Source organism: Emticicia soli (assembly GCF_037860775.1).
Lineage (GTDB): Bacteria > Bacteroidota > Bacteroidia > Cytophagales > Spirosomataceae > Emticicia > Emticicia soli.
In genome coordinates this window covers 296,172-317,597 of record NZ_JBBEWC010000001.1, presented here as the reverse complement: position 1 = coordinate 317,597, position 21,426 = coordinate 296,172, and the positions used below count along the sequence as shown (strand labels likewise).

Here is a 21,426-nt window from a genome sequence, read left to right as displayed (position 1 = left end):
ATCTGTTTATCCTTTCATCATTAATCGGGCAATGATTAACGAGATGTCTAAAAACACTATTTTAGCTCTTGCGTTGCGCTCAATATGGTAGTGCGCTTCGCTCAATGTTTCTGTAATTTGCTCCAGGTTGTTCAGGTTAATAGCTGCCGAGAATTTCTGTACAAAAACCAGTTCATCGTTCTCTAGCCTGATGAGTGCCTCGCCGCCATTCCGATACAAAAATATCTCTCTGAATATACTCAAGCCATATTCTAATATGCCTTTTTGCTGTTCTTTGCTTTTGGTATCAAATTCGTCGGCCATTGGTACCAGTTTCAGTAGGTTTAAGCTATAGCACATACGCATCCAGATAGCAAACCAAGCGTGGTCATCATCTTCCGACTTATCTATAATCTCTAAAGCCCGATGCATATTGCCTTCCGACAGAAAAGCAATCTGTCTGGCTCTTTCCTGCGAAAACTCCTGATTTCTTGATAAATAACTGATAATTTCTGACTCTGAAAATTTTCTTACTGCCACTCGTTGCGTGCGTGAAATAATGGTTGTCAGTAAACGCTCCATGCTGTTTACTACCAGCAAAAACAGGGTTTGTTCAGGTGGTTCTTCCAGAATTTTTAATAAGGCATTGGCTGTGGTATTGTGTAAATATTCTGCTTGCCAGATAATCACGATTTTATAGCCACCTTCATACGATTTCAGCGAGAGTTTCTGAATAAGTTGTCGGGCTTCTTCAGCAGGAATATTGCCTTGTTTTACTCCGATTTTCTCGAGCCAGTCAGATATATTACCAAATGGGGTTTCTTTTATAAACTCTCGCCATTGAGCCATAAAATTCTCTGATAATACACTTTTACCACCTGCAGTCGGAAAAAGATAATTTACGTCTGGGTGTGCCAGCTTGCTCATTTTTATGCAACTCGGGCATCGGCCACAGGCGTCGTCGGGCTGTTTGTCTTCACAATTTACATAGGTAGCATAAGCCAGCGCCAATGCCAGATTTGCCGTTCCTTCATTGCCATGAAACAACTGTGCATGCGCCACATGGTTATTGGCTACTGTACCAATAAGCGACTGTTTAATATCCTGAAGACCTGTGATTTCACGAAAAAGCATGGCGCAAAGTTACGGACTTTCTCGTCAAATAGACGATTCAGTCTCATGAATGTATCGAAGAATTTGCAGGTCAGCCTCCGAGAGTTGCTTCTCACGTCTTTTCATGGTTTCATTAATCACCTGAGTGGCTTTATCGAAACGATAGGGCTCATAGCCTGTATCTGTACCACCCCAACTAAACGATGGTACGTGTTTAGCCTGAAAACCTGCGCCAAAAATATTGGCACATACGCCCGCAACAGTACCTGTATTAAACATGGTGCTGATACCTGCTTTGGTGTAGTCGCCCATGAAGAGACCACAGAAAAGCTCACCGCTTTTTTCGAGTTGGCGGGTAGCATAACTATATAACTTTACTTCCGAATAATCGTTTTTCAGGTTAGAATTATTGGTATTGGCTCCAAGATTGCACCATTCGCCTATTACCGAATTGCCTAGAAAACCATCATGGGCTTTGTTGCTATATGCTGATAAAATAGAGTTTCCAACTTCGCCACCTGCTCTGCAAAAAGGCCCAAGTGTGGTATTTGCACGCATTTTGCTACCCCATGCTACAATGCTGCCTTCATCGGCTGAGAAAGGCCCTATAATAATGGCACCTTCTTGGATAGTAGCATTTTTGCCAATATACACAGGCCCGTTTTCTGCATTAATAATTGCTGCTTTGATGCTTGCCCCTTCTTCTACAAATACATTTTCAGGATTATAAACACGGGTAAATTGGTCTGTAATAGCTTGAGACTGTCGACCCTTTGTAATTAGCGCAAAATCGGCTTTTATTTGTTCGCCGTTTTTGAGGTAAATATCTGGTAGATTTTGTATGACTGTTGGTCTATTACCTCCTAATTCTTTAGCACTGAATTGGCTATAGTCAATCGGGAAACTTAAAGTTTGTGAGGTTTTAATGGCTAAAACCGTATCGCCAATTACTAGTCTTTCTTCATTCCCCAACTGTTTTATTTCTGCCACAAGCGTAGCATTAGGGCATACACCTCCGTTAATATAGAGATTATCGTTAGTGTTAATTTGCTTAAATTTCTCTTGTAGGTAGTTTTCTGTCAGATACGAAACCTCAGTACCCAATACTTTCTTCCATTTTTCGCCAATCGTCAGAATGCCACATCTGATTCCGGCTACAGGTTTAGTAAACGTAAAAGGCTTCAATTGATTTCTTATCTGATCGTCATCAAAAGCAATGTAGTTCATCTTGTTTTCTTTAGTTTTTCCGGTGGTAAAGATAAATAAAGTTTTGCCTCTGTCTAAATTTTGTTTGCCTTAAGCAGCTAAACGTAATATCTTTGAATAGGTATAAAACTTCCTCTTTTATCGGCTATTTCTATGAAAAAAATAATAGTTTTCGGCTCAACGGGTCTTCTTGGTAAACCCCTCACTAAGGCATTAATTAACGCAGGTTTTGAAGTAAGTGTAATGGTAAGAAACGAAGCACTTGCCAGAAAGTATTTTCCTGATGCAATAATCATTAAAGGTGATTTAAAGAACGAAGCAGATGTTGAGAGAGCCATGAAAGGGCAGGAGGGAGTATTTATGAGCCTATCGGTATTGCAAACCGAAAAAGAAAGCGAGTGGCATGCCGAACAACAAGGCTTAGAAACAATTGTGCGTATTGCCAAGCAACAAGGCATTAAACGAATCGGGTATTTATCATCGTTGGTGCATCTTTACCAAGGCATAAATGATTTCGACTGGTGGGTGTTCAGGCTCAAACAGCAGGCCGTAAAAACAATTAAAGAATCAGGGATACCCTATACCATCTTTTACCCTTCTACTTTTATGGAGAGTATTTTCTACCAATCGAAACAGTGGAAAATGATTGCACTAGGAGGTAAATCAGAGTATCCGCTTTATTATGTAGCAGCTGATGATTATGCACAACAAGTAGCTAATTCTTTTAAAGTGCTGCACGGTGAGAGTAAAGAATATGTAGCACAAGGGCCGGAAGCATTTACACAAGACGAAGCCGCCAAGTTATTTATAAAACATTACAAGAAAGAAAAACTCTTTACTATGTGGGCACCAATGTTTATGATGAAAATGATGGGTGCTTTCAGCCGGAAGTTTGATTATGGCTATCATATTGTAACGGCTTTAAATAAATACCCCGAAAAATTTGAAGCTGCCAACACGTGGCAAGAATTGGGTAAGCCTACAATAACTTTGAAAGAATTTGCAGAGAATATTGGATAATCTTGATTGGAAAGGTAATAAAAAGAAAATCCCCTGTTAACAGAGGATTTTCGATTGTTTTTATTATTTCTTAGCGATTCTATAAAGTCTGCCTTGGTCGGTAACTGCATATAATGCGCCATCTTTACCTTGTGTTACATCACGGAAACGTTGGAACTCTTCGGTTAACAAACGTTCTTCTCCAACAACTTTGTTGTTTTCAATTACCAGACGGGCAATGTGCATGCCGCTTAAGCAACCAATGAAAAGGTTGTTTTTCCATTCCGGAATCATATTGCCGCTATAGAAAGTCATACCACTTGGCGATACCGATGGATCCCAATAATATACCGGTTGCTCTAAGCCTTCTTGTTGTTGGATAGCTTCACCTATTTTTTTACCGCTATATTCAATACCATAAGTAATTGTTGGCCAACCGTAGTTTTTACCTGCCTGTACACGGTTTACTTCATCACCACCTCTTGGGCCAAATTCATTCGAAAACAAATCGCCTGTTACCGGGTGGAACGCTAAGCCCTGCACGTTGCGGTGTCCGTAAGAATAAAGCTCTGGTTTTGCATCAGCTTTACCTTCAAACGGATTTCCGGCTACTGGCTTGCCATCGGTAGTGATATGAATGATTTTGCCTAGGCTAGAGTTAAGCGCTTGTGCTTGCGGACGAGTAACAATATCAGAGCGCTCGCCTGTGCTCACAAAAAGGTTTCCGCTTTTGTCAAAAACAATACGGCCACCATAGTGTAGTGTGCCTTTGTGGGCAGGTGTAGCACGATAAATTACTGTTGCACCTTCGATTTTTGATTCGTTAGCTGCAAGTTTTCCTTTACCTACCGAGGTAACCGTTCCTCCATCTACATTTTCAGAGAAAGTCCAGTAAACCATACGGTTTTTCTCAAATGCAGGGTCGATTGTAATACCTAGCAAGCCACCTTGTCCGTCAGAATTTACAGCAGGTAAGCCTGTAATCGGCTTGCTCAATTCGCCGGTTGTTTTAGCTATGCGTAAATTACCACCTTTTTCGGTGATGATTAAGCGGCCATCAGGAAGGCTTTTTACACCCCACGGAGAAGTTAAACCTTCGGTAAGTACCTTAGAAGCATAAGGCGTTTTGGTTTTTACTGCACCTATTCTGGTCTGGCCTTCAAATGCTGGTTTATAGGTAGAGTTAGGAGCTTTGGTTTCAACAGAAGTAGCGGTTTGTTGTGCGTATGAAACATACGTTACTGTACCGAGTACCAGTGAAAATAGTGCTGCTTTTTTCATAGAAATTTTAAAGTTAATGATGCTGATTTAAGGTTTGTGCTTGAATAAGCCTGAAAATGCTATTTTAGTTCATAAACAACTACCTGATTTTGCGCCAAAGGTAGAAAATATATAGTTTTGATTGTTTTGCTATGCTAATATTTAATGGTCTGGTTATTTTAACATTTCCAATAAAAAACAACTACAAAGTACCCATTCTATTTAAAAACACCTGCTTATACATACGGCCAATAGGTATTTCGTGTTGTTGTATTTTCAGAGACTCGTTATTATAAGTATTGATTTTATCAATAGCCGCAATAAACGACTTATGCACCCTGATAAACTTAGATTCGGGCAATTTGGCTTCCATGTAACCCAGCCGCTCGTACACAATATATAAGCCCTCGTTCGTATAAACTTTGATATAGTCTTTTAGCCCCTCGATATATAAAATATCGTTCAGAAATACCTTTACCTGGTCTTTATCTACTTTTAAGAACATGTATGCGTTATCAAAGGCATTTGGCTCGGGTGTAGTAATTTTTGTTATTTCCTGAAAGTGCAGGAATTTAGAAATTGCTTTCAGAAACCTATCTTGTCCGATAGGTTTCACCAGGTAATCGAAAATTTCTAAATCAAAGGCTTCAACGGCATATTCCCTGAAAGCCGTTGTCAGAATTACCTTTGGTTTTCTGTGCAATGCTTTCAACAATTCAAGGCCCGACATCTTGGGCATCTGAATATCTAAAAATAATAAATCTATGTCGTTGTTCTGCAAGTAAATAAAGCCATCTATAGCATTATCGAACATGCCGGCTATCTCAAAATCAGGTAAAATTTCGAGATATGCCTTAATTAATTCTCTTGCAGGCAGTTCGTCGTCAATTATTAAGCAGCGATAGGCCATTATTCAAACACTAATTTTAGTACTACCAAAAAACTATTTACCTCGCAATAGGTCTTAAAATCATGCTTGCCGGGATATAACAATGCAAGGCGCCGCTCTACATTACTGAGCCCCAAACCACCGTTGTGTAGTTTCTGGCTTTCTGCATCTGGTTCAAAACTGTTTTCTACCTTCACAATTAATTCGTGTTTATTTGCCGAAATATCAATCCTCAACCATGAGGGGTTAATTGAATTATTTACACCATGTTTGAAACAATTCTCGATAATAGGCAAGAGCAATAAAGGCGGAATGAGAATATGATTGATATTATTATAAACATTAAAAGATATATCTACTTTGTCGCCAATTCTTATTTTCTGTAAATCAACGTAGTTTCTTATGTATTTAAGTTCATCTTCTAAGGCTACTTTTTCTTTTTTTGAATCGTAGAGGGTATATTCTATCAGATTCGATAGTTTTATTATCTGTTGGGCCGTTTCGGGGCTCTTCTTGAATGCCTCGGCATAAATACTATTGAGCGTATTAAATATAAAATGAGGTTGCACCTGCGATTTGAGTAGCTCTAACTCAGCAGCCGTTTTTTCCTGTTTAAGACTATTCATGGCTTGCTGCTGGCTATACCAGCCTCTCAGAAAATAAAACATACCATACAGAAATACGATGAAATACAGATTTATGAATTCGTATGATAACTTAGGAAAATAAACAAACGGGCCGGGATAATTATGTGCCTCTACATGAGGATAGATATAGAAATAATTAATGGCTCGTTTCAGAAAGCTAAAAGCAATAGCTACTACAATCAGGCTTAGCCATAAAATAGTTTTGTTATCGCTTAGAAAATACTTTCTGAACAAAATATGTATTGATATGTAAGAAGCCAGAAATGCCGTTGGTATGTATATAGAGGCTTTAATGAGAGACGCATGATAATTTTCGGTCATGGCGCCAACGCCTAACCATTCGTACAAAAAGTAGATGAGCCAGAATATCAGGTTAAAACGGATAGAGGTCTTTTTATCAATCATTAAAGATTTTCGAAACATTTCTGAATATAAATATATTGGCTATTTTTCTTTTCAGCTTGATATATCACTTTAATTTAGACAAAACAAAGCTTCAATCCACAAACGCCGTTGGTGGAAATACATAATGTTTAAACCATAATGGCATATAAACAATTGATTTTATAGCCGTTGAAGTGTATACTCTTAGCTATTTCAAGAAATTAATTATACCAATGAAACTTTTTGTGCCAGATTAGCTGTTGTGTCTTTCCCCACTAATATTTTTACTGAAATTTCACTCATGAGTCAGTTTATTTACGGAATTGATTTTGGCACCTCAAACTCTGCCTTAGTTATTCTTGATACTAAAACCAACAACGTTGTTAAGTTATTCACTACGCCATCGTTACTATTTTTTCCGGAGCCTAAATCTGCCCATGAAGAAATTTTGTTTTCGATAGGGAATGAAGCCATAGAACGCTACGTGGAGAATCGGAGAAGAGGGCGTTTTATGAAGTCAATCAAGAAAGTATTGCCTAATAAGAGCTTTATTGATACCCGCATTGGCTCTAAAAGCTACAAGGCCGAAGATTTGGTTTCGCTGATATTGATACACCTTAAAAAGCAAGCCGATGAGTTTTTGGGCGAAAATGTCACTAAAGCTGTAATTGGTCGCCCTGTGGTATTTGACGAAAACCCTGAGAAAGACGCACTGGCGCAAGAGCGCCTATCAAAAGCTGCACGTATTGCTGGTTTTACAGAATTCTATTTTCAGATGGAGCCAATTGGTGCTGCTTTTACCTATGAGCGACAGATTAAAAAAGAAGAACTGGTATTAGTAGCCGATTTCGGCGGCGGTACTTCTGACTTTTCGTTGATGCGCCTCAATCCCGAAGCTGTTAATCAGGCTGATAGAAAAGCCGATATGATAGCCCAGGGCGGTGTATATATTGGCGGCGATAGCTTTGACTCCGACATTATGTGGCATAAAGGCACTACACACTTTGGGAGAGGTGTAAAAGAAGAAATAACGCCGGGTAAACTCATAGACTTACCGATGTCGTACTTCCAGAATATCTGTTCATGGGAAAAAATGAACTTTCTGGACAGTCTTCGTATGCGAACCAGCATCAGCAAATCTTATAATTTTTCGGGCAAAAACTATAAGGTAAAAAACCTACTTACTTTAATTGAAGATAATCTTGGCTATATTCTTTTCAAACAAATTGAGAAAAGCAAAGTAGACTTGACCCATAACGATGAGACCGCTTTTGAGTTCAATCAAAACGAAATTGATTTTAAAGAACAAATCACGATTGAGGATTTCGAAAAAGAAATTATCAACAAAAACCTTGATAAAATTGAAGAGTATCTGATGAGTTTTCTGGAAAAATACCAAATCAGCCAGGATGATATTGATGTGATTTTCATGACGGGGGGTACGTCTATGGTTCGCCCATTGAAAAACATATTCGTGAAACGTTTTGGAGAAGACAAGATAAAATCGGGTGATAACTTTAATAGTGTGGCTATGGGGCTAGCTTATAGCTACAAAGTGGTGGCAGCGGGTGTGTAATTGAGTTTAGTAGCCTAAAATAAAAAAGTGTCCTGTAATAGTAAAACCTAATGCAGGACACTTTTTTGTATATTACTTACTTAACTTAATGAGGTTAGTAGCTAAACCACCTGCTGTTACGTCAAATAGTTTTTTACTTGTGCCCGTAGCCGGGTCGTGCTCATAATAACCATTCATTTTTATTTCTTCGTTGTAAGTCTGTAGATAAACTTTGCCATTACTAACATAAGTGCTTGGGTAAGCAAAACCTGCCGTCAACGGAATGTCCTGAATAATAGTAGCCGTTTGTGCATTCAAATCTAACTTAACCCAACGTTGGTTTGCGCCATAAAAAGCTAGGCTTCTTAACTGGTTGTATTCTGCTTCGGTAATTGTTCTGTTAGCTAATTTAGCAATCAACGCTAATAATGCCGGAGGGTCTTGCTGACCAGAGATACATGCATAAGCAACACCATTTGCATAATAAACACCTCCTAGAATAAGCTGAAACATAAGATTTGACTGACCAATTTTATCAACCGGATTAAAGGCATAGTTGAGGTCGAACTCAGTAGTACCAGCCGGGATTTTAAGGATTTTTGGTCTTGAGCTTTTTCTTGAGTTTGGCCCTAATTGACCATCAAGGCCATATTGCCCTTGTGTGATAACGAATATGTTGCCTTGTTCGTCAACCAATGGATTCTCCAGCCCTCTCGAAATCGGATACGTAGCCCCAGGGAAAGTTAAGGTTTTTTCCCATTGGTTGTTATTAAGGTTAATAACCTCGGCATGCACATCCGTAAGGTCGTAGAACTGACCTGTATCGAAATTGTCGGCTACTAAGAACAAGAATAATTTATTATCTTGTTTTCTGTAAACAATATGCGAATAATTCTCTCTCGAAAGACCTGTCGATTTTGATTTCGACATATCAACATCAGTTATTTTCTGCATAGTAGTTGGGTTGAAAAGTGTTACACCTTTATTATCCCATGTAGTATATACACCCAGATTATCAGAAATAATTAAAACTTGGTTTAGGAGTGTTAACAATGGCATGGTTGCTACCTCAACTATAGTACCTGTTTGTTTCGAAACCGCTAGTTTAGTTAACACATTTTCGCCTTTTAGGTTATTGCTGAAAATGAAGTTCTTCCAGATAGCTCTCGGATATAGATAATTATAGCTTGATTTGGTAGTAAGGTCGATATTTCCTGATGGAATAGTAGGGTAATACCCTGCATAATAACTAGTTCCGGCAGTAGTCTGAGAGGTAGACGCAACAAGGTAGCCATCTTCATAATAAGGTGATTCCTCAGTTGGAGTTGTAGGCTCATCAGATTTACAGGCAAGCACAAAACTTGCTAATAAGGCAATAAATAGGAGTTTGATATTCATTTTATATTTAAAATTTAGTTAATTCATAAATAATTTTTACATTGAAGTTGGTGCCTGCTCTTGGTACCAGAAAGTTATCGTACAGGTCGGCATTGAGCACGTTCAGTACATTGATTGAGGCCGTAAGATTTTGCTTAGGAAATTTATAAGAGCAGCCCACATCTACCCTGTGTTGTACAGGTACAAAAGAATCGGGCGTAGTTTTGATATTGTTGTCTTTACCTATCAGAATATGGTTGAAAGGCGCTACGTAGTTGTAGAAAGCATAAGCTCTGAAAAGGCCATTTTTAATGCCAAAATTGTTCTTTTGCCAAGCTAATTCAACATTACCAAAGAAATTAGGGTTATTCGGGAATGCAGCACCTAGCAGATATTGATTTTTAGGGTCTTTTAGTTTACTAAAGGTTTTACGCATAAATGTAAGATTTGTGCTCAAACTAAATGCCTTATTATATCTTATAGTAGCCTCGCCCTCAGCCCCTAAGGTTTTTACCTGGTCGGCGTTTTCGTAGATTCTGGTAAGGTTTGAACCTAAGAATATAATATCGTTCTGGCGGCGATAAAAACCATTTAACGTACCAGAGAACGTAAATAATCGGTCTGATTTATCAAGGTAAGAAAGCCCCGCATTCAGGTTATTACTACTTTCAGGCATCAGGTTTGTATTGCGAAGAATATCAGCACCATTACCCACAAACTGGAAAAATTGCGGAATCAGGAAGCCTTTTTCATAAGAAGCTCGGGCAAAAAGCTTATCGCTAATATCATACTTCAAGCCTAGATTCCAGCCCCAGAAACCGTCTTTCTTGCGGACCAACTCAAAAGTGTTGTTTTCTGCACCATTCAGCACATAATCAAATCTTTTAATGGCGGCCGATAGCGTAAGGTGAGATAAATACAGCCCTTCGTATTGAATACCTGAGATGTTTTTTATTAAAGACTGCGGAATACGCAGATAATCTTTATCGATTTCTTTTTCAAGATAATCAATGCCCGTCAGGCGTTGTTTGGCGTATAGGTTCGAAGCCAATAATTTATGCTTAGCAGCCAGATTAATTATCAGGCTACTTCTGTTAATGATACTGCGGCTGTAATTGTCGGTCAGTTGTTCGGCTGTGTATTCACCGGGAGTATTGCGTCCTACAACTTTGCCGCTCCAGCTATATACATTAGCAGTAGTATCAACATAATTCAGTACTTGTTCACTGAAATTGCCGATAGTTCTGAAAATCACTTTTTCATTCAGAAAAGACTTATCGTATTTAAGTGTAGCTGCAACGTTTTCGGCATGATATTCTACTTCTCCATAAGGGATATGAGATATTCTTGCGCCGTTTTGCAATTCTTTGTAGCCTTTCGAGTAGTTGACGGTCAATCTTAATTCATCAGCCCAGGGTTTACTATGTACGCCTGCCGTGATGCCACCATAGAAAAACTGAAATTTATCGTGGAAGCGTCTTACTTTTTCTATTTTATTGGTTTCATAAACCAGTGCTTTCATGGTATAATCGTTATCTGATTGATTATACGCTGCCGAAAGATTCAGAAAGTAATTCTGCTTATTGGTCAAGCCAAGGTTAATATCAGCCAGATGGGTATTAAATGAGCCTACGTTGTAAGAGGCACGTAGATTATTATGAGACTTTTGCTCAGTAATGATATTGATACCACCACCCAGCGCATCTGTGCCTACATCTACAGGTAATACACCTTTGTAAATATCCAGCCGTTTTACGTTGCCAATCGGTAGGGTTGAAATATCAAAGTTGGGATATAGTAGTTCCATCGGAATCCCATCTATATAAACCCTGATTGCTTCGCCTCGTAGGCCATTAATCGAAATATCAGAGCGGTCGCCTAAAGAACTTGAGCGCCGTATTCTTACGCCAGATACCCGATCTATCACATCGGTCAATAAAACATTCTGAGTAATTACATTTTTAATCTCGATACTCTTAATAGCAATTGGTTTAGTTTCCTGCATTCGGCTTTGCCGTTCTTGGGTAACTACAACTTCCTGCAATTCGGTATCTGTGCTCTTCATGGTAAGCTCTTCGAACAAAGAAGTGCCACTTACTTTGATAGGTTTTTCGATGGTCTGGTAACCGATAGAAGAAGCAATTAAAATGTAATCGCCTTTGGTTACACCTTTTATCTCAAAGCGACCAGTACTATCACTAAAAGTGGCCTTGTTTGTACTTTTTAAAGAAATGCTGATAAACGAAAGTGGTTCGCCAGTACTACTTTTAATCTGGCCTTTGATAGAGGTATTTTGCGCATGTAAAAAGTAGGGGGCAAATAATAGAAGTATTAAGCGTGTTTTCATTCGTATTTAGTTTGAAAGCACAAATGTATTATATTATTTGGAATTAGTCTAAATAAATATAATATTTGCAGAATTAAAATCCAGCTTATTTCATGATTGCTACATTATTAATTACAATTGGCACATTTTTGTACTATTCGAAGTCTAAGTATTTCCCGAAAAGTATTAAGGCTATTAAGACTAATACTTGGTTAAACCTTGTATTTATACTTTTAGGAACAGGCTTATTCATTGCCGATTGGGGTTGGGCAAGCGGTATCTTGCTAGCGCTATGTGTATATATGTTGGCAATTGTGGCCTTGCAATTTGCATTAGTTGTAAGAGAGCGCCTCAGCAATAAATCTTAATTGTTTACCATATTTTAGTAATAACCTATGCCTGCTAAGAAGGAATATCTATCTAGTTCCGGCCAAAGAGCTATTAAAATCGCTACCGCTATTTTAGGCGGCTATTTCTTATCAATTACATTTCATCTATTACTTGGTGCTTTGTTGCCAACCGAAGGGCGGAACATCGTTTTGCTTACCTCTACCTTTACCCTGTTTTTTCTGTGGGGAATCCTGATGGTTCTGCCCTTTTTAGCTAAAAGTGCCTGGAAAATACTCGGCCTCTATATATTGCTAACTGTTGTTTTTTCAATCATCATTTATTTTATACGTTAATTGTCATGAAACTCGGTGGACTACCAAACAGAGCCTACAATATTGTATTTCATACCCATACGGTTTCGGGTATTGTTATCAGTTTTGCCTTGTATGTGATTTTCTTTGCGGGAGCATTTACGCTATTTCGTGATGAGTTTTATCAGTGGGAAGATGTAAAAGCCAGGCAAGCCATTACAAAAACTATAGATTATGATGCCTTGCTTGAAAACATCAGAAAAAAGCAAACGAATTTTAATGTTGATGATGAAACCTATATTTATCCGGCTACAGAGCATAAACCTTATATCAGTTTCTTTGGGCATATAACAACCACAAACAAAAACGTAGAAGACCATTTTCATGGGCAGTATTATCCCCAAACTAATGAGCTTACGATTGGAGAAGCACAAACTACTGTTGGTGAGACACTCTATCGTCTGCATTTCTTCGACCAGGTTCCTTTTTATATAGGTCGATACATTGCGGGTTTTGTGGCTTTGTTCTTTTTGTTTGCAGTAATTACCGGAGTACTAATCCACTGGCGGAATATTGTAAGTAAATTCTACGGATTTTCTTTGAAAGGCTCATTAAAACAAATCTGGACAAGCTCGCACACGGTTTTTGGCTTATTAGGCTTGCCCTTTCAGTTGATGTATGCCGTTACAGGGGCTTATTATATGTTGTCTATTCTTATACTAGCACCAGTGGTATTATTATTTTTTGGTGGCGACCAGCAAAAAGTACTTGCCATGTTAAGACCCATTGAAGGCATTGTACTAAACGAAGAATCGCCACTTACCAAAAATAATCTTAGAATAAGTAAAAGTTTAGACGAAATTCGGGCACAATACCCTGATTTTGAACTGAAAACGCTTAAACTAAAACATTATAGCCGTGAAGATGCCCTGTTAAGTGTGTATGGTAAAGACCCATCACACTTTTCAGGAGACGGCATGATAGCAATACAATTGAAAGACGGCAAAAGACTGGTTGAAATGATGCCCGGCAATAAAACCTATGTGCAATCGGTGCTATTTGGTATTGCCGGAGTCCACTTTGCTACTTTTGGTGGGCTATTCCTGAAGTTTGTCTATTTCTTTTTAGCCATTGTTACTTGCTTTGTAATTATCAGTGGCGTATTGCTATGGAAAGAAGCCCGGAACAAGAAAAACTATACTGAGAAGCAGAAACGTTTCCATCATAGAGTAACCATGACTTATCTGGCTATCTGTTTTGGTTTGTTTCCTGCTGTAGCCATTTTGTTTATTGCCGAGCTGGCAGTGCCAAGTACCCTGAGTAATCATGTATCGTTGGTTAATACTACGTTTTTTGTTTCGTGGTTGTTGTTGAGCATCGTTGGTTTATTCTGGAAAACAGAAGCAAACCTTACCCGAAATTATCTATATGCCGGTGGTGTACTCTCTTTAGGAGTGCCTTTAGCCAATGGCATTATTACCGGCGACTGGTTCTGGAAGACGCTGGCAAACAAACAATATTCTGTAGCAGGTACCGACCTTTTCTGGCTCGCCACGGGCGTATTATGTGTTGCTTTAACCACAAAGTTCTGGCAAAAACCTAAAGAAAAAACTGTGACTAATGTAGTTGATGAACAGACGATACTAGCTAAAAAATAGTGCCTGTCAAGGTTAGTAGATAAGGAAGAAATTCTGAAAATTGTACTTTATAAAGTATTACCTGTGATTATTAGGTAAAATGAAACAGAAAATATAATTTTTCCGTTATTTTGGTATCTGTGATTCATTTTATAAGACCGCATAAAAGGCTGAATCATAGATGTTTATTGTTAAAATAATATGGAAACCTTAGGATACATAGCCGGCATACTTACAACCATTGCGTTTGTGCCACAAGTGCTACAAATCTACAAAACTAAATCTGCCAAAGATGTGTCTTTGGCCATGTTCCTTATTTTCACCACAGGTGTTGTTATGTGGTTAATTTATGGTATTAAAGTGAATGCCTTTCCTGTTATTGCAGCAAATGGTGTAACACTAATACTCGCACTTGTAATTTTATTCCTCAAATTCAAATATAAAAACCACTCTCTGAAATAATATCAGGAAGAGATTGTAACGTGTTTTTAATCTAAAATTTCTTTTAATTTTGGACAGGCATTTTCATGTCTGGTTTTTTTGCTTTATACCTCTTCAATAAATATATTTTTATGTGACAGATAAAAAACAAGAAAATAATTGTAAATTTGACACTTAATAATTTACTTCGCATCATAATTCAAATTATTCATATTCAACCGAGCAGAAATCATGACAAAATTGAAAGTTACGATAGGTGAAAAAGAATATTTTCCATTCATTAAAGAACCTATTGCTTATGAGGGAAAAGAGTCTAATAATTATTTGGCATTCAAATACTACGATGCCAACAGAGTAGTAGCAGGTAAAACTATGGCCGAGCACCTACGTTTTGCAACTGCTTACTGGCATACATTCTGTGGTACAGGTGGCGATCCATTTGGCCCAGGTACAAAAGTATTCCCTTGGGACTTAAACAGCAATCCGCTTCAGGCAGCAAAAGATAAAGTAGATGCAGCTTTTGAATTCATGACAAAGCTAGGTACGCCTTTCTATTGTTTCCATGATATTGATATTGCTCCAGAAGGAAACTCTCAAAGCGAGTTTGAGAAAAACCTACAAACCATTGTAGCAATTGCCAAGCAGAAACAAGCCGAGAGTGGCGTGAAATTATTATGGGGTACAGCAAACTTGTTCTCACACCCTCGTTACATGAACGGTGCTTCTACCAACCCTGATTTTGCAGTAGTTGCTCATGCAGGTTTACAAGTAAAAAATGCCATTGATGCAACTATCGAACTAGGAGGCGAAGGCTACGTATTCTGGGGAGGTCGTGAAGGCTATATGTCTTTATTGAACACCAACACGAAACGTGAAATTGACCACTTGGCGCAATTCCTGACTATCTCGCGTGACTATGCACGTAGCCAGGGCTTCAAAGGTAAATTCTATATTGAGCCAAAACCATGTGAGCCATCGAAACACCAATACGATTACGATTCGCAAACGGTTATCGGTTTCTTGCGTAACTACGGCTTAGATAAAGATTTCCAGATTAATGCTGAGGTAAATCACGCTACATTGGCTGGTCATACATTTGCACACGAACTACAAATGGCTGCTGACGCAGGTATGTTGGGTAGTATTGATGCAAACCGTGGCGACTACCAGAATGGTTGGGATACTGACCAGTTCCCGATTGATTTGTTTGAATTAACCGAGGCTATGTTGGTAATTCTTGAAGCTGGTGGATTTACAACAGGTGGTATTAACTTTGATGCCAAAACCCGTAGAAATTCTACTGACCTTGAAGATATCTTTATTGCACACATTGCAGGTATGGATGCCTTTGCAAGAGCACTGTTGATTGCTGACAGCATTCTTGAGAAGTCGGAGTATAGAAAGCTACGTACAAAACGCTATTCTTCATTCGATGGTGGCGATGGTGCTGCTTTTGAAGCCGGTAAGCTAACACTTAGCGATTTGAAAAACATAGCATTGAGAGACGGCGAGCCTGCGCAAATAAGCGGCAAGCAAGAATTGTTCGAGATGATAATCAATCAGTATATCTAATTTGCTGATTTGCAATACACAAAGCCCTGTAAAATAGAAATTACAGGGCTTTTTATATTAATTTTCAATTAATTCATTTTATAAAATTGCCATTTCAAATATTTTCCGTAATTTTGCTTGGCAAATAAGAAAACGAAATTTATTTGCTATGTTAGATTCTTCAAAGTTGCTTTACGAAGCACTTACCTACGACGACGTTCTCCTCGTTCCGGCCTACTCAGAGGTTCTTCCCCGCGATACGCAAACGAAAACTTATCTGACAAAAAATATACAATTGAATATTCCTCTTCTATCGGCAGCAATGGATACTGTTACCGAATACGAAATGGCTATTGCTATGGCGCAAGAGGGAGGCATTGGTATTATTCATAAAAACATGACTATCGAGCAACAAGCCGAGCAGGTACGCAAGGTGAAACGTTCGGAAAGTGGCATGATAATAGACCCTATCACTCTAAGCGAAAATGCTACGCTTGGCGATGCACTACGCTTAATGAAAGAATTCAGAGTGGGTGGTATTCCGGTTATTGACGAAAACAACAAATTAAAAGGGATTGTTACTAACAGAGACTTACGTTTCCAGACAGAAATGGCAAAGCCTATTGTAGAAGTAATGACCAAAGAAAACCTGATTGTGGGCCATGCCGGTGCTGGTTTGGCAGAAGCAGAAGAAATTTTGAAAAATTACAAAATTGAAAAACTGCCGATTGTTGACCGAGAAAACAAACTTATCGGGTTAATTACCTACCGTGATATTCTTAAAAAGAAAGACCGCCCTAATGCTGCAAAAGACCGCCTGGGACGACTAATTGCCGGGGCAGCTGTAGGTGTAACTCCAGACATTGAAAAGCGTGTAGAAAGCCTTATAAAAGCAGGTGTAGACGTAGTAAGTATTGATACTGCGCACGGCCACTCTAAAGGCGTAATTGATACCTTAAAACGCATAAAAGCAGCTTTCCCGAAATTAGATGTAATTGTAGGAAACATTGCCACTGCTGAAGCTGCCGAAGCTCTGGCAAAAGCTGGTGCCGATGCCATTAAAGTTGGTGTAGGCCCGGGTAGTATCTGTACAACCCGTATTATTGCAGGTATCGGTATGCCTCAATTATCGGCCGTTGCCGATTCAGCTAGTGCTGCTGCAAAATATGGTGTTCCTGTAATTGCCGATGGCGGTATCCGTTTCTCGGGTGATATTACTAAAGCCATTGCCGCAGGGGCCAGCACGGTTATGATGGGTTCATTATTAGCTGGAACAGAAGAAGCGCCGGGTGAAATGGTTATTTACGAAGGACGTAAGTTTAAAACTTACCGTGGCATGGGTTCAGTAGAAGCAATGGAAGATGGCTCGAAAGACCGTTATTTCCAGGATGCTGAAGATGATATTAAGAAACTGGTTCCTGAGGGTATTGTAGGTCGTGTACCATACAAAGGCCGTGCCGCTGAGATTCTTTACCAAATGGTAGGTGGATTAAAAGCTGGTATGGGCTACTGTGGCGCAGGTGATATTGCTACATTGCAACAGGCTAAATTTATCAAGATTACAGCCGCAGGTATCAAAGAAAGCCACCCGCACGATATTCAGATTATGCGTGAAGCTCCGAATTATTCCAGATAATATTTTGGGTAAAAAGGTACGAAAAACGGCTCGAGGAGAGCCGTTTTTCGTATAAAACAATTTAGAAGGAAAATGATATAGTAGCTTTTTTCGCTGATGTAAATAATAGATTAAACATCTAGTAGGCTCTTTATTAAGCGTACCCGGTTTCCATTTTGGCATACCCTGGAAAATATCAATGATTTTCTGTTTAAATGAACAGATTCCGCCGTTTAGTATACTTACATTCTCAATTCTACCATCAATTGAGATGTTAAATTTTACCACTACTTTACAACATGTGTCATCTTTTAAGCCATAATTTTCAATTTTTGAGCTTATGTATTTTAATAGCTCTTTTTCTCCACCTTTAAATTCTGGTTTTTTAGTTTCCACATTCTCTAAGGCTATTTCTTCTTTTCGAATTTTAGATAATTCAACGTCATTAAGTTCTTTCTGACAACTTATACATAAGACTGATAAAAAGAATAGAAATGTATATTTCATAAAGTAAGACTTTTTAGAAGAGGCTATTTAATAGAAAGAAATCCAGATTACTTATCATATAAAGTAATTGTGACAGGAATTATTATTTCTTAGTTTTAATTAATTATCATTCTGGTTTCTTCAAATAAAATTTGAGAACCTTGATAAATTCCTTTACTGTTAAAGCTCAAATTAAAACTAAACTATTATCAAATTTACCTCTTCTAACGCATCAGACCGAATATTATACTCAAGCATATACAACGATTTTCTTGAATCACTATATCTTACGGTCCCTAGTCAAAATCTAAACTTATTGGAAATATCATTTTTATTTTAGCTACTTTATCTTCTATTTTTCCGGGTTTCCACTTTGGCATATTTGCCGAAAGTGCTATTATCTTTTCTTTTAATATAGGGCAATGTTCACCACCTTTCATCACTTCAATTTGTTCAACTTTGCCATCTTCTAGTATTGAAAAACTGATAAACATTTTATGGCATCTACTATCTTCTACTTTATAAGGCTCTATCTTAGTAAGAATGTATTTAACCATTTCAGTTTTGCTTCCTATGAATTCTGGATATTCTATTTGCTGTATAGGAAAAATGCAAACAATCTCTTCTTCGCTTGCCGAAGCTGAAATGTCAAGCTCTCTTTTACATCCAGAAAGAAATAGTAAAATAGGCAATAGATATAAAAATCTCATTGATTATTCAAGATTAAATGAAGGCGTTACTACATCCCTATAATTATAAGAAGCTAAAAGTAACGCTTTTACAAAAAAAATCAAATTTGATTTTTCGGTCAGATATTTTAAGCTAATTTTAAATCTGATACCAAATTATCTATATTTTGACCGATGAAAAAGGTTTTGTTAGGCTTACTACTACCTGTTATTTTCCTTTCTTGCAATCAATCAGAATCTTCTAATACAGACTCTTTGCATGTGGCTATACCTGAGCCAATCTTGCTTAGTTCCACCGATTCGGTCTCTATCGATTTGCAGGAATTGAAAGAAAAAGGTTTACTCGAAAAAACACAGCTGGTTACGATAAACGAAGACCCGGTTTATTTGAAAAAAAAGCGGTTCAATGTTATTTCTTTGAAAGAAATACTGGAGAGTTATTCGTCGGCTAAAAATCAGAATGCAGCCGAAACTAAGGTAGTATTTGAGTGCGAAGATGGCTATAAACCAGAAATGTCCTTAGATAAATTGCTTGCTTCGAAGGCATATCTGGCTGTAAGTGATGCAGATGCCCCTAAGGATAAAGAGTGGGAAATACTCATGAAAAACGGGCAGGAAGTAAAAATTGCCCCTTTCTATATTGTTTATGAGGGCGTTGCGCCTGACGATATAAGTTATAAATGGCCATATAATTTAGTAAAAATTCATTTGGCACCTCTACATGAAAACGATGCGGCTTTAGTGCCAAAAGCCGAGAGCGCAAAGGCTGGCTACCAACTATTTAAAAGCTATTGCCAGACTTGCCACAGCATTAATAATATAGGCGGCAAAATGGGGCCTGAGCTTAATTTTCCGAAGAGTGTAACAGAATATTGGAAAATAGAAGATTTAAAAGCGTTTATTCAAAGCCCCGAAAGTTATCGAAACGAGGTAAAGATGCCTAATCTGAATTTAAAGGCAAAAGATGTGGAGGAAATAGTGAAGTATCTCGAATATATGAGTAAGAATAAGCTTGAAGAGGAAAAATAAAAAACGCCTTCCTCAAAGAGAAAGGCGTTTCCGTCTAATTAAAACCGATAATTAAAGCCGTAATTTATTCCAAACATCTGTAATTGCATATTCAGGTCAACCGACGAACCCATACCCGAGAACAAAGCTCTCTGATACGAAGTGCCGATATTTGCCTGCCAGTGCTTGCTTATCAGATAACTAGCTCTCAAGCCACCCAAACCACTGAAATTTACAGGTTTATAAATTTTATTTTCGTTATTGATGGTGTTTTTACTTCTTACCAAGCCATTATCTGTGAAAATGCTGTTTTGTAAGAAAATGTCGGTCGATACCCCAGCCAATATATTCAAGCCAAGTTTTTGAGTGATACCTATTTCGTAACCTACTTGCATAGGCACCATCAGGTATTCGTATCTGTTGTTAAACTTAGAGGCATCTGCTACAACTGTGTTGCTATTGGCTACTAATGAATAGCCTCTGTCAGAATTTTGTAGTAGATAATTGCCTAAAAAAGTATTTACATAGCCATTATTCTGAAATGCATAAGTATTGGTTTCTAAAGTTGAGTTTCCTCTTAAATATCTCACACCACTTTCAAAATGCCATTTTTTAGCAATTTTATAACCTACCGATACGCCCGTGTTAATAGCTAAACCTGCTTTAATATCATTCTGTGGCGCTGAAACAGACAGTTTGTCGGTAGGGCTAGCGCTACTATTTGCCATTTGTGCATATTCGTTGGCAGAGCTAAATGCAAGGCTATTTAGTTGTCCAAATTTCATATTAGGATCAAAAGGCGCTACTCCTGATTGCACACCTACCCAGAATTTTGAGTCGTTAGAAGCCAATGCTGTACTCTCCACGTTTTCGAGTGCCTCAGCATCAAATGCCAATTTATTTCTGTTCATGGTATATCGGCTGCCAAAATAACGATATTGCTTGCCCTCCAGGCTTTCTACGCTTGCCAACGCTGCTTTTGTGCTTGCCAGAACTTCAGGTGTAAGCGGAGCGATTGGGTCTTTCGCTGTATTATCTGAATTAATAGCGGCTATAGTTGCATTTTTAGTTGTGCTTGGCTGTAACATAACAGCAGTTTGACGAGCCGTGTTTCTACTGATAGCTTCTGAGCTATTAACAGAGGCAATACTTGCCGAACTAGCCAAAGCCTCTCTGGTATTTGACTTGATTCCGGTTTTTTCAGTGCTTTTATCTGTTTTTGCCAAATTATCTGCCGAAGCCAAAGTCTCTTGGGCTATTGGTGGCATGACTGTTTCTTGTACCGATTCAGTTGTTTGTGTGGTGTTTGCTGTATTTTTGCCTTCTGTTAGTTTTGTGCTATTCTGTGCTACATTGGTTTCAGTTCCTTTGTTATAGAATAAAATACCAGCCAACACCAAAGCCAGAGCCGCTGCTAAGCCTGTGGCCATGATTGATGGTTTAAGGAAAAATAAGAAAGGACGCTTTTTCTTTTTCTTGTCTAACTCTGTCTCAATGCGTCCCCACAATTCATCTGAGGGAGGTAGCGAAGCATTCTCAAATGCTTTCCTCCATTCATCTTCAAAATTGTTTTGTTTTTGAACTTCCATTTTTTTATATCACGAAACTATGGCGTTCGTGTAC

Annotated in this window: 18 protein-coding genes; 9 read left to right on the top strand and 9 right to left on the bottom strand. The window is 38.3% G+C overall.

Annotated features, from left to right (window positions below; genetic code table 11):
• Positions 1-6: 6 nt before the first annotated feature.
• Positions 7-1,113 (bottom strand): DNA polymerase III subunit delta', encoded by a 1,107-nt coding sequence (gene holB / locus WAE64_RS01405; protein WP_340233655.1) that lies wholly within the window; start codon positions 1,111-1,113, stop codon positions 7-9.
• Between the two features lie 24 nt (positions 1,114-1,137).
• Positions 1,138-2,319, bottom strand: coding sequence for a putative sugar nucleotidyl transferase (locus tag WAE64_RS01400; protein WP_340233653.1), 1,182 nt, complete (start codon positions 2,317-2,319; stop codon positions 1,138-1,140).
• A 132-nt stretch (positions 2,320-2,451) separates the two neighbouring features.
• On the opposite strand from WAE64_RS01400, the gene WAE64_RS01395 reads away from it, so the two are divergent.
• Complete coding sequence (locus WAE64_RS01395; protein WP_340233651.1) at positions 2,452-3,318, top strand: SDR family oxidoreductase; 867 nt, start codon at positions 2,452-2,454, stop codon at positions 3,316-3,318.
• A gap of 63 nt (positions 3,319-3,381) precedes the next feature.
• On the opposite strand, the gene WAE64_RS01390 is transcribed toward WAE64_RS01395, so the two are convergent.
• The 3 genes from WAE64_RS01390 to WAE64_RS01380 all read right to left on the bottom strand — a co-directional run bounded on the left by WAE64_RS01390 (position 3,382) and on the right by WAE64_RS01380 (position 6,516).
• Complete coding sequence (locus WAE64_RS01390) at positions 3,382-4,578, bottom strand: PQQ-dependent sugar dehydrogenase (protein WP_340233649.1); 1,197 nt, start codon at positions 4,576-4,578, stop codon at positions 3,382-3,384.
• Positions 4,579-4,759: 181 nt separating this feature from the next.
• Entirely contained in the window at positions 4,760-5,467 is a 708-nt protein-coding gene (locus WAE64_RS01385; protein WP_340233647.1) for a LytR/AlgR family response regulator transcription factor, read from the bottom strand.
• On the bottom strand, positions 5,467-6,516 hold the full coding sequence (locus WAE64_RS01380) for a sensor histidine kinase (RefSeq protein WP_340233643.1): 1,050 nt from the start codon (positions 6,514-6,516) through the stop codon (positions 5,467-5,469). The genes WAE64_RS01385 and WAE64_RS01380 overlap by 1 nt, the downstream gene beginning before the upstream one ends.
• 262 nt (positions 6,517-6,778) lie before the next feature.
• Between WAE64_RS01380 and WAE64_RS01375 the strand changes: the two genes are divergently transcribed.
• Positions 6,779-8,053 carry an Hsp70 family protein gene (locus WAE64_RS01375; protein WP_340233641.1) on the top strand — a complete coding sequence of 425 codons (1,275 nt, stop codon included), beginning with the start codon at positions 6,779-6,781 and terminating at the stop codon, positions 8,051-8,053.
• Positions 8,054-8,125: 72 nt separating this feature from the next.
• Here the strand turns inward: WAE64_RS01375 and WAE64_RS01370 are convergent, their stop codons facing one another.
• Positions 8,126-9,430 (bottom strand): hypothetical protein, encoded by a 1,305-nt coding sequence (locus WAE64_RS01370; RefSeq protein WP_340233639.1) that lies wholly within the window; start codon positions 9,428-9,430, stop codon positions 8,126-8,128.
• Positions 9,431-9,437: 7 nt separating this feature from the next.
• On the bottom strand, positions 9,438-11,756 hold the full coding sequence (locus tag WAE64_RS01365; protein ID WP_340233637.1) for a TonB-dependent receptor: 2,319 nt from the start codon (positions 11,754-11,756) through the stop codon (positions 9,438-9,440).
• Between the two features lie 92 nt (positions 11,757-11,848).
• Between WAE64_RS01365 and WAE64_RS01360 the strand changes: the two genes are divergently transcribed.
• The 6 genes from WAE64_RS01360 to guaB all read left to right on the top strand — a co-directional run bounded on the left by WAE64_RS01360 (position 11,849) and on the right by guaB (position 17,641).
• Entirely contained in the window at positions 11,849-12,103 is a 255-nt protein-coding gene (locus WAE64_RS01360) for a hypothetical protein (RefSeq protein WP_340233634.1), read from the top strand.
• A 27-nt stretch (positions 12,104-12,130) separates the two neighbouring features.
• On the top strand, positions 12,131-12,418 hold the full coding sequence (locus tag WAE64_RS01355; protein ID WP_340233632.1) for a hypothetical protein: 288 nt from the start codon (positions 12,131-12,133) through the stop codon (positions 12,416-12,418).
• A 5-nt stretch (positions 12,419-12,423) separates the two neighbouring features.
• Complete coding sequence (locus tag WAE64_RS01350) at positions 12,424-14,034, top strand: PepSY-associated TM helix domain-containing protein (protein ID WP_340233630.1); 1,611 nt, start codon at positions 12,424-12,426, stop codon at positions 14,032-14,034.
• A gap of 180 nt (positions 14,035-14,214) precedes the next feature.
• A complete protein-coding gene (locus tag WAE64_RS01345) occupies positions 14,215-14,475 on the top strand; it encodes a SemiSWEET transporter (RefSeq protein WP_340233628.1) in 261 nt (86 codons plus the stop codon).
• Positions 14,476-14,685: 210 nt separating this feature from the next.
• Positions 14,686-16,026, top strand: coding sequence for a xylose isomerase (gene xylA, locus WAE64_RS01340; RefSeq protein WP_340233626.1), 1,341 nt, complete (start codon positions 14,686-14,688; stop codon positions 16,024-16,026).
• Between the two features lie 148 nt (positions 16,027-16,174).
• Positions 16,175-17,641, top strand: coding sequence for an IMP dehydrogenase (guaB, locus tag WAE64_RS01335; RefSeq protein WP_340233624.1), 1,467 nt, complete (start codon positions 16,175-16,177; stop codon positions 17,639-17,641).
• Positions 17,642-18,402: 761 nt separating this feature from the next.
• On the opposite strand, the gene WAE64_RS01330 is transcribed toward guaB, so the two are convergent.
• A complete protein-coding gene (locus tag WAE64_RS01330; protein WP_340233622.1) occupies positions 18,403-18,816 on the bottom strand; it encodes a hypothetical protein in 414 nt (137 codons plus the stop codon).
• 153 nt (positions 18,817-18,969) lie between these two features.
• On the opposite strand from WAE64_RS01330, the gene WAE64_RS01325 reads away from it, so the two are divergent.
• On the top strand, positions 18,970-19,824 hold the full coding sequence (locus WAE64_RS01325; RefSeq protein WP_340233620.1) for a c-type cytochrome: 855 nt from the start codon (positions 18,970-18,972) through the stop codon (positions 19,822-19,824).
• 38 nt (positions 19,825-19,862) lie between these two features.
• On the opposite strand, the gene WAE64_RS01320 is transcribed toward WAE64_RS01325, so the two are convergent.
• A complete protein-coding gene (locus WAE64_RS01320; RefSeq protein WP_340233618.1) occupies positions 19,863-21,392 on the bottom strand; it encodes a hypothetical protein in 1,530 nt (509 codons plus the stop codon).
• Between the last annotated feature and the right edge of the window lie 34 nt (positions 21,393-21,426).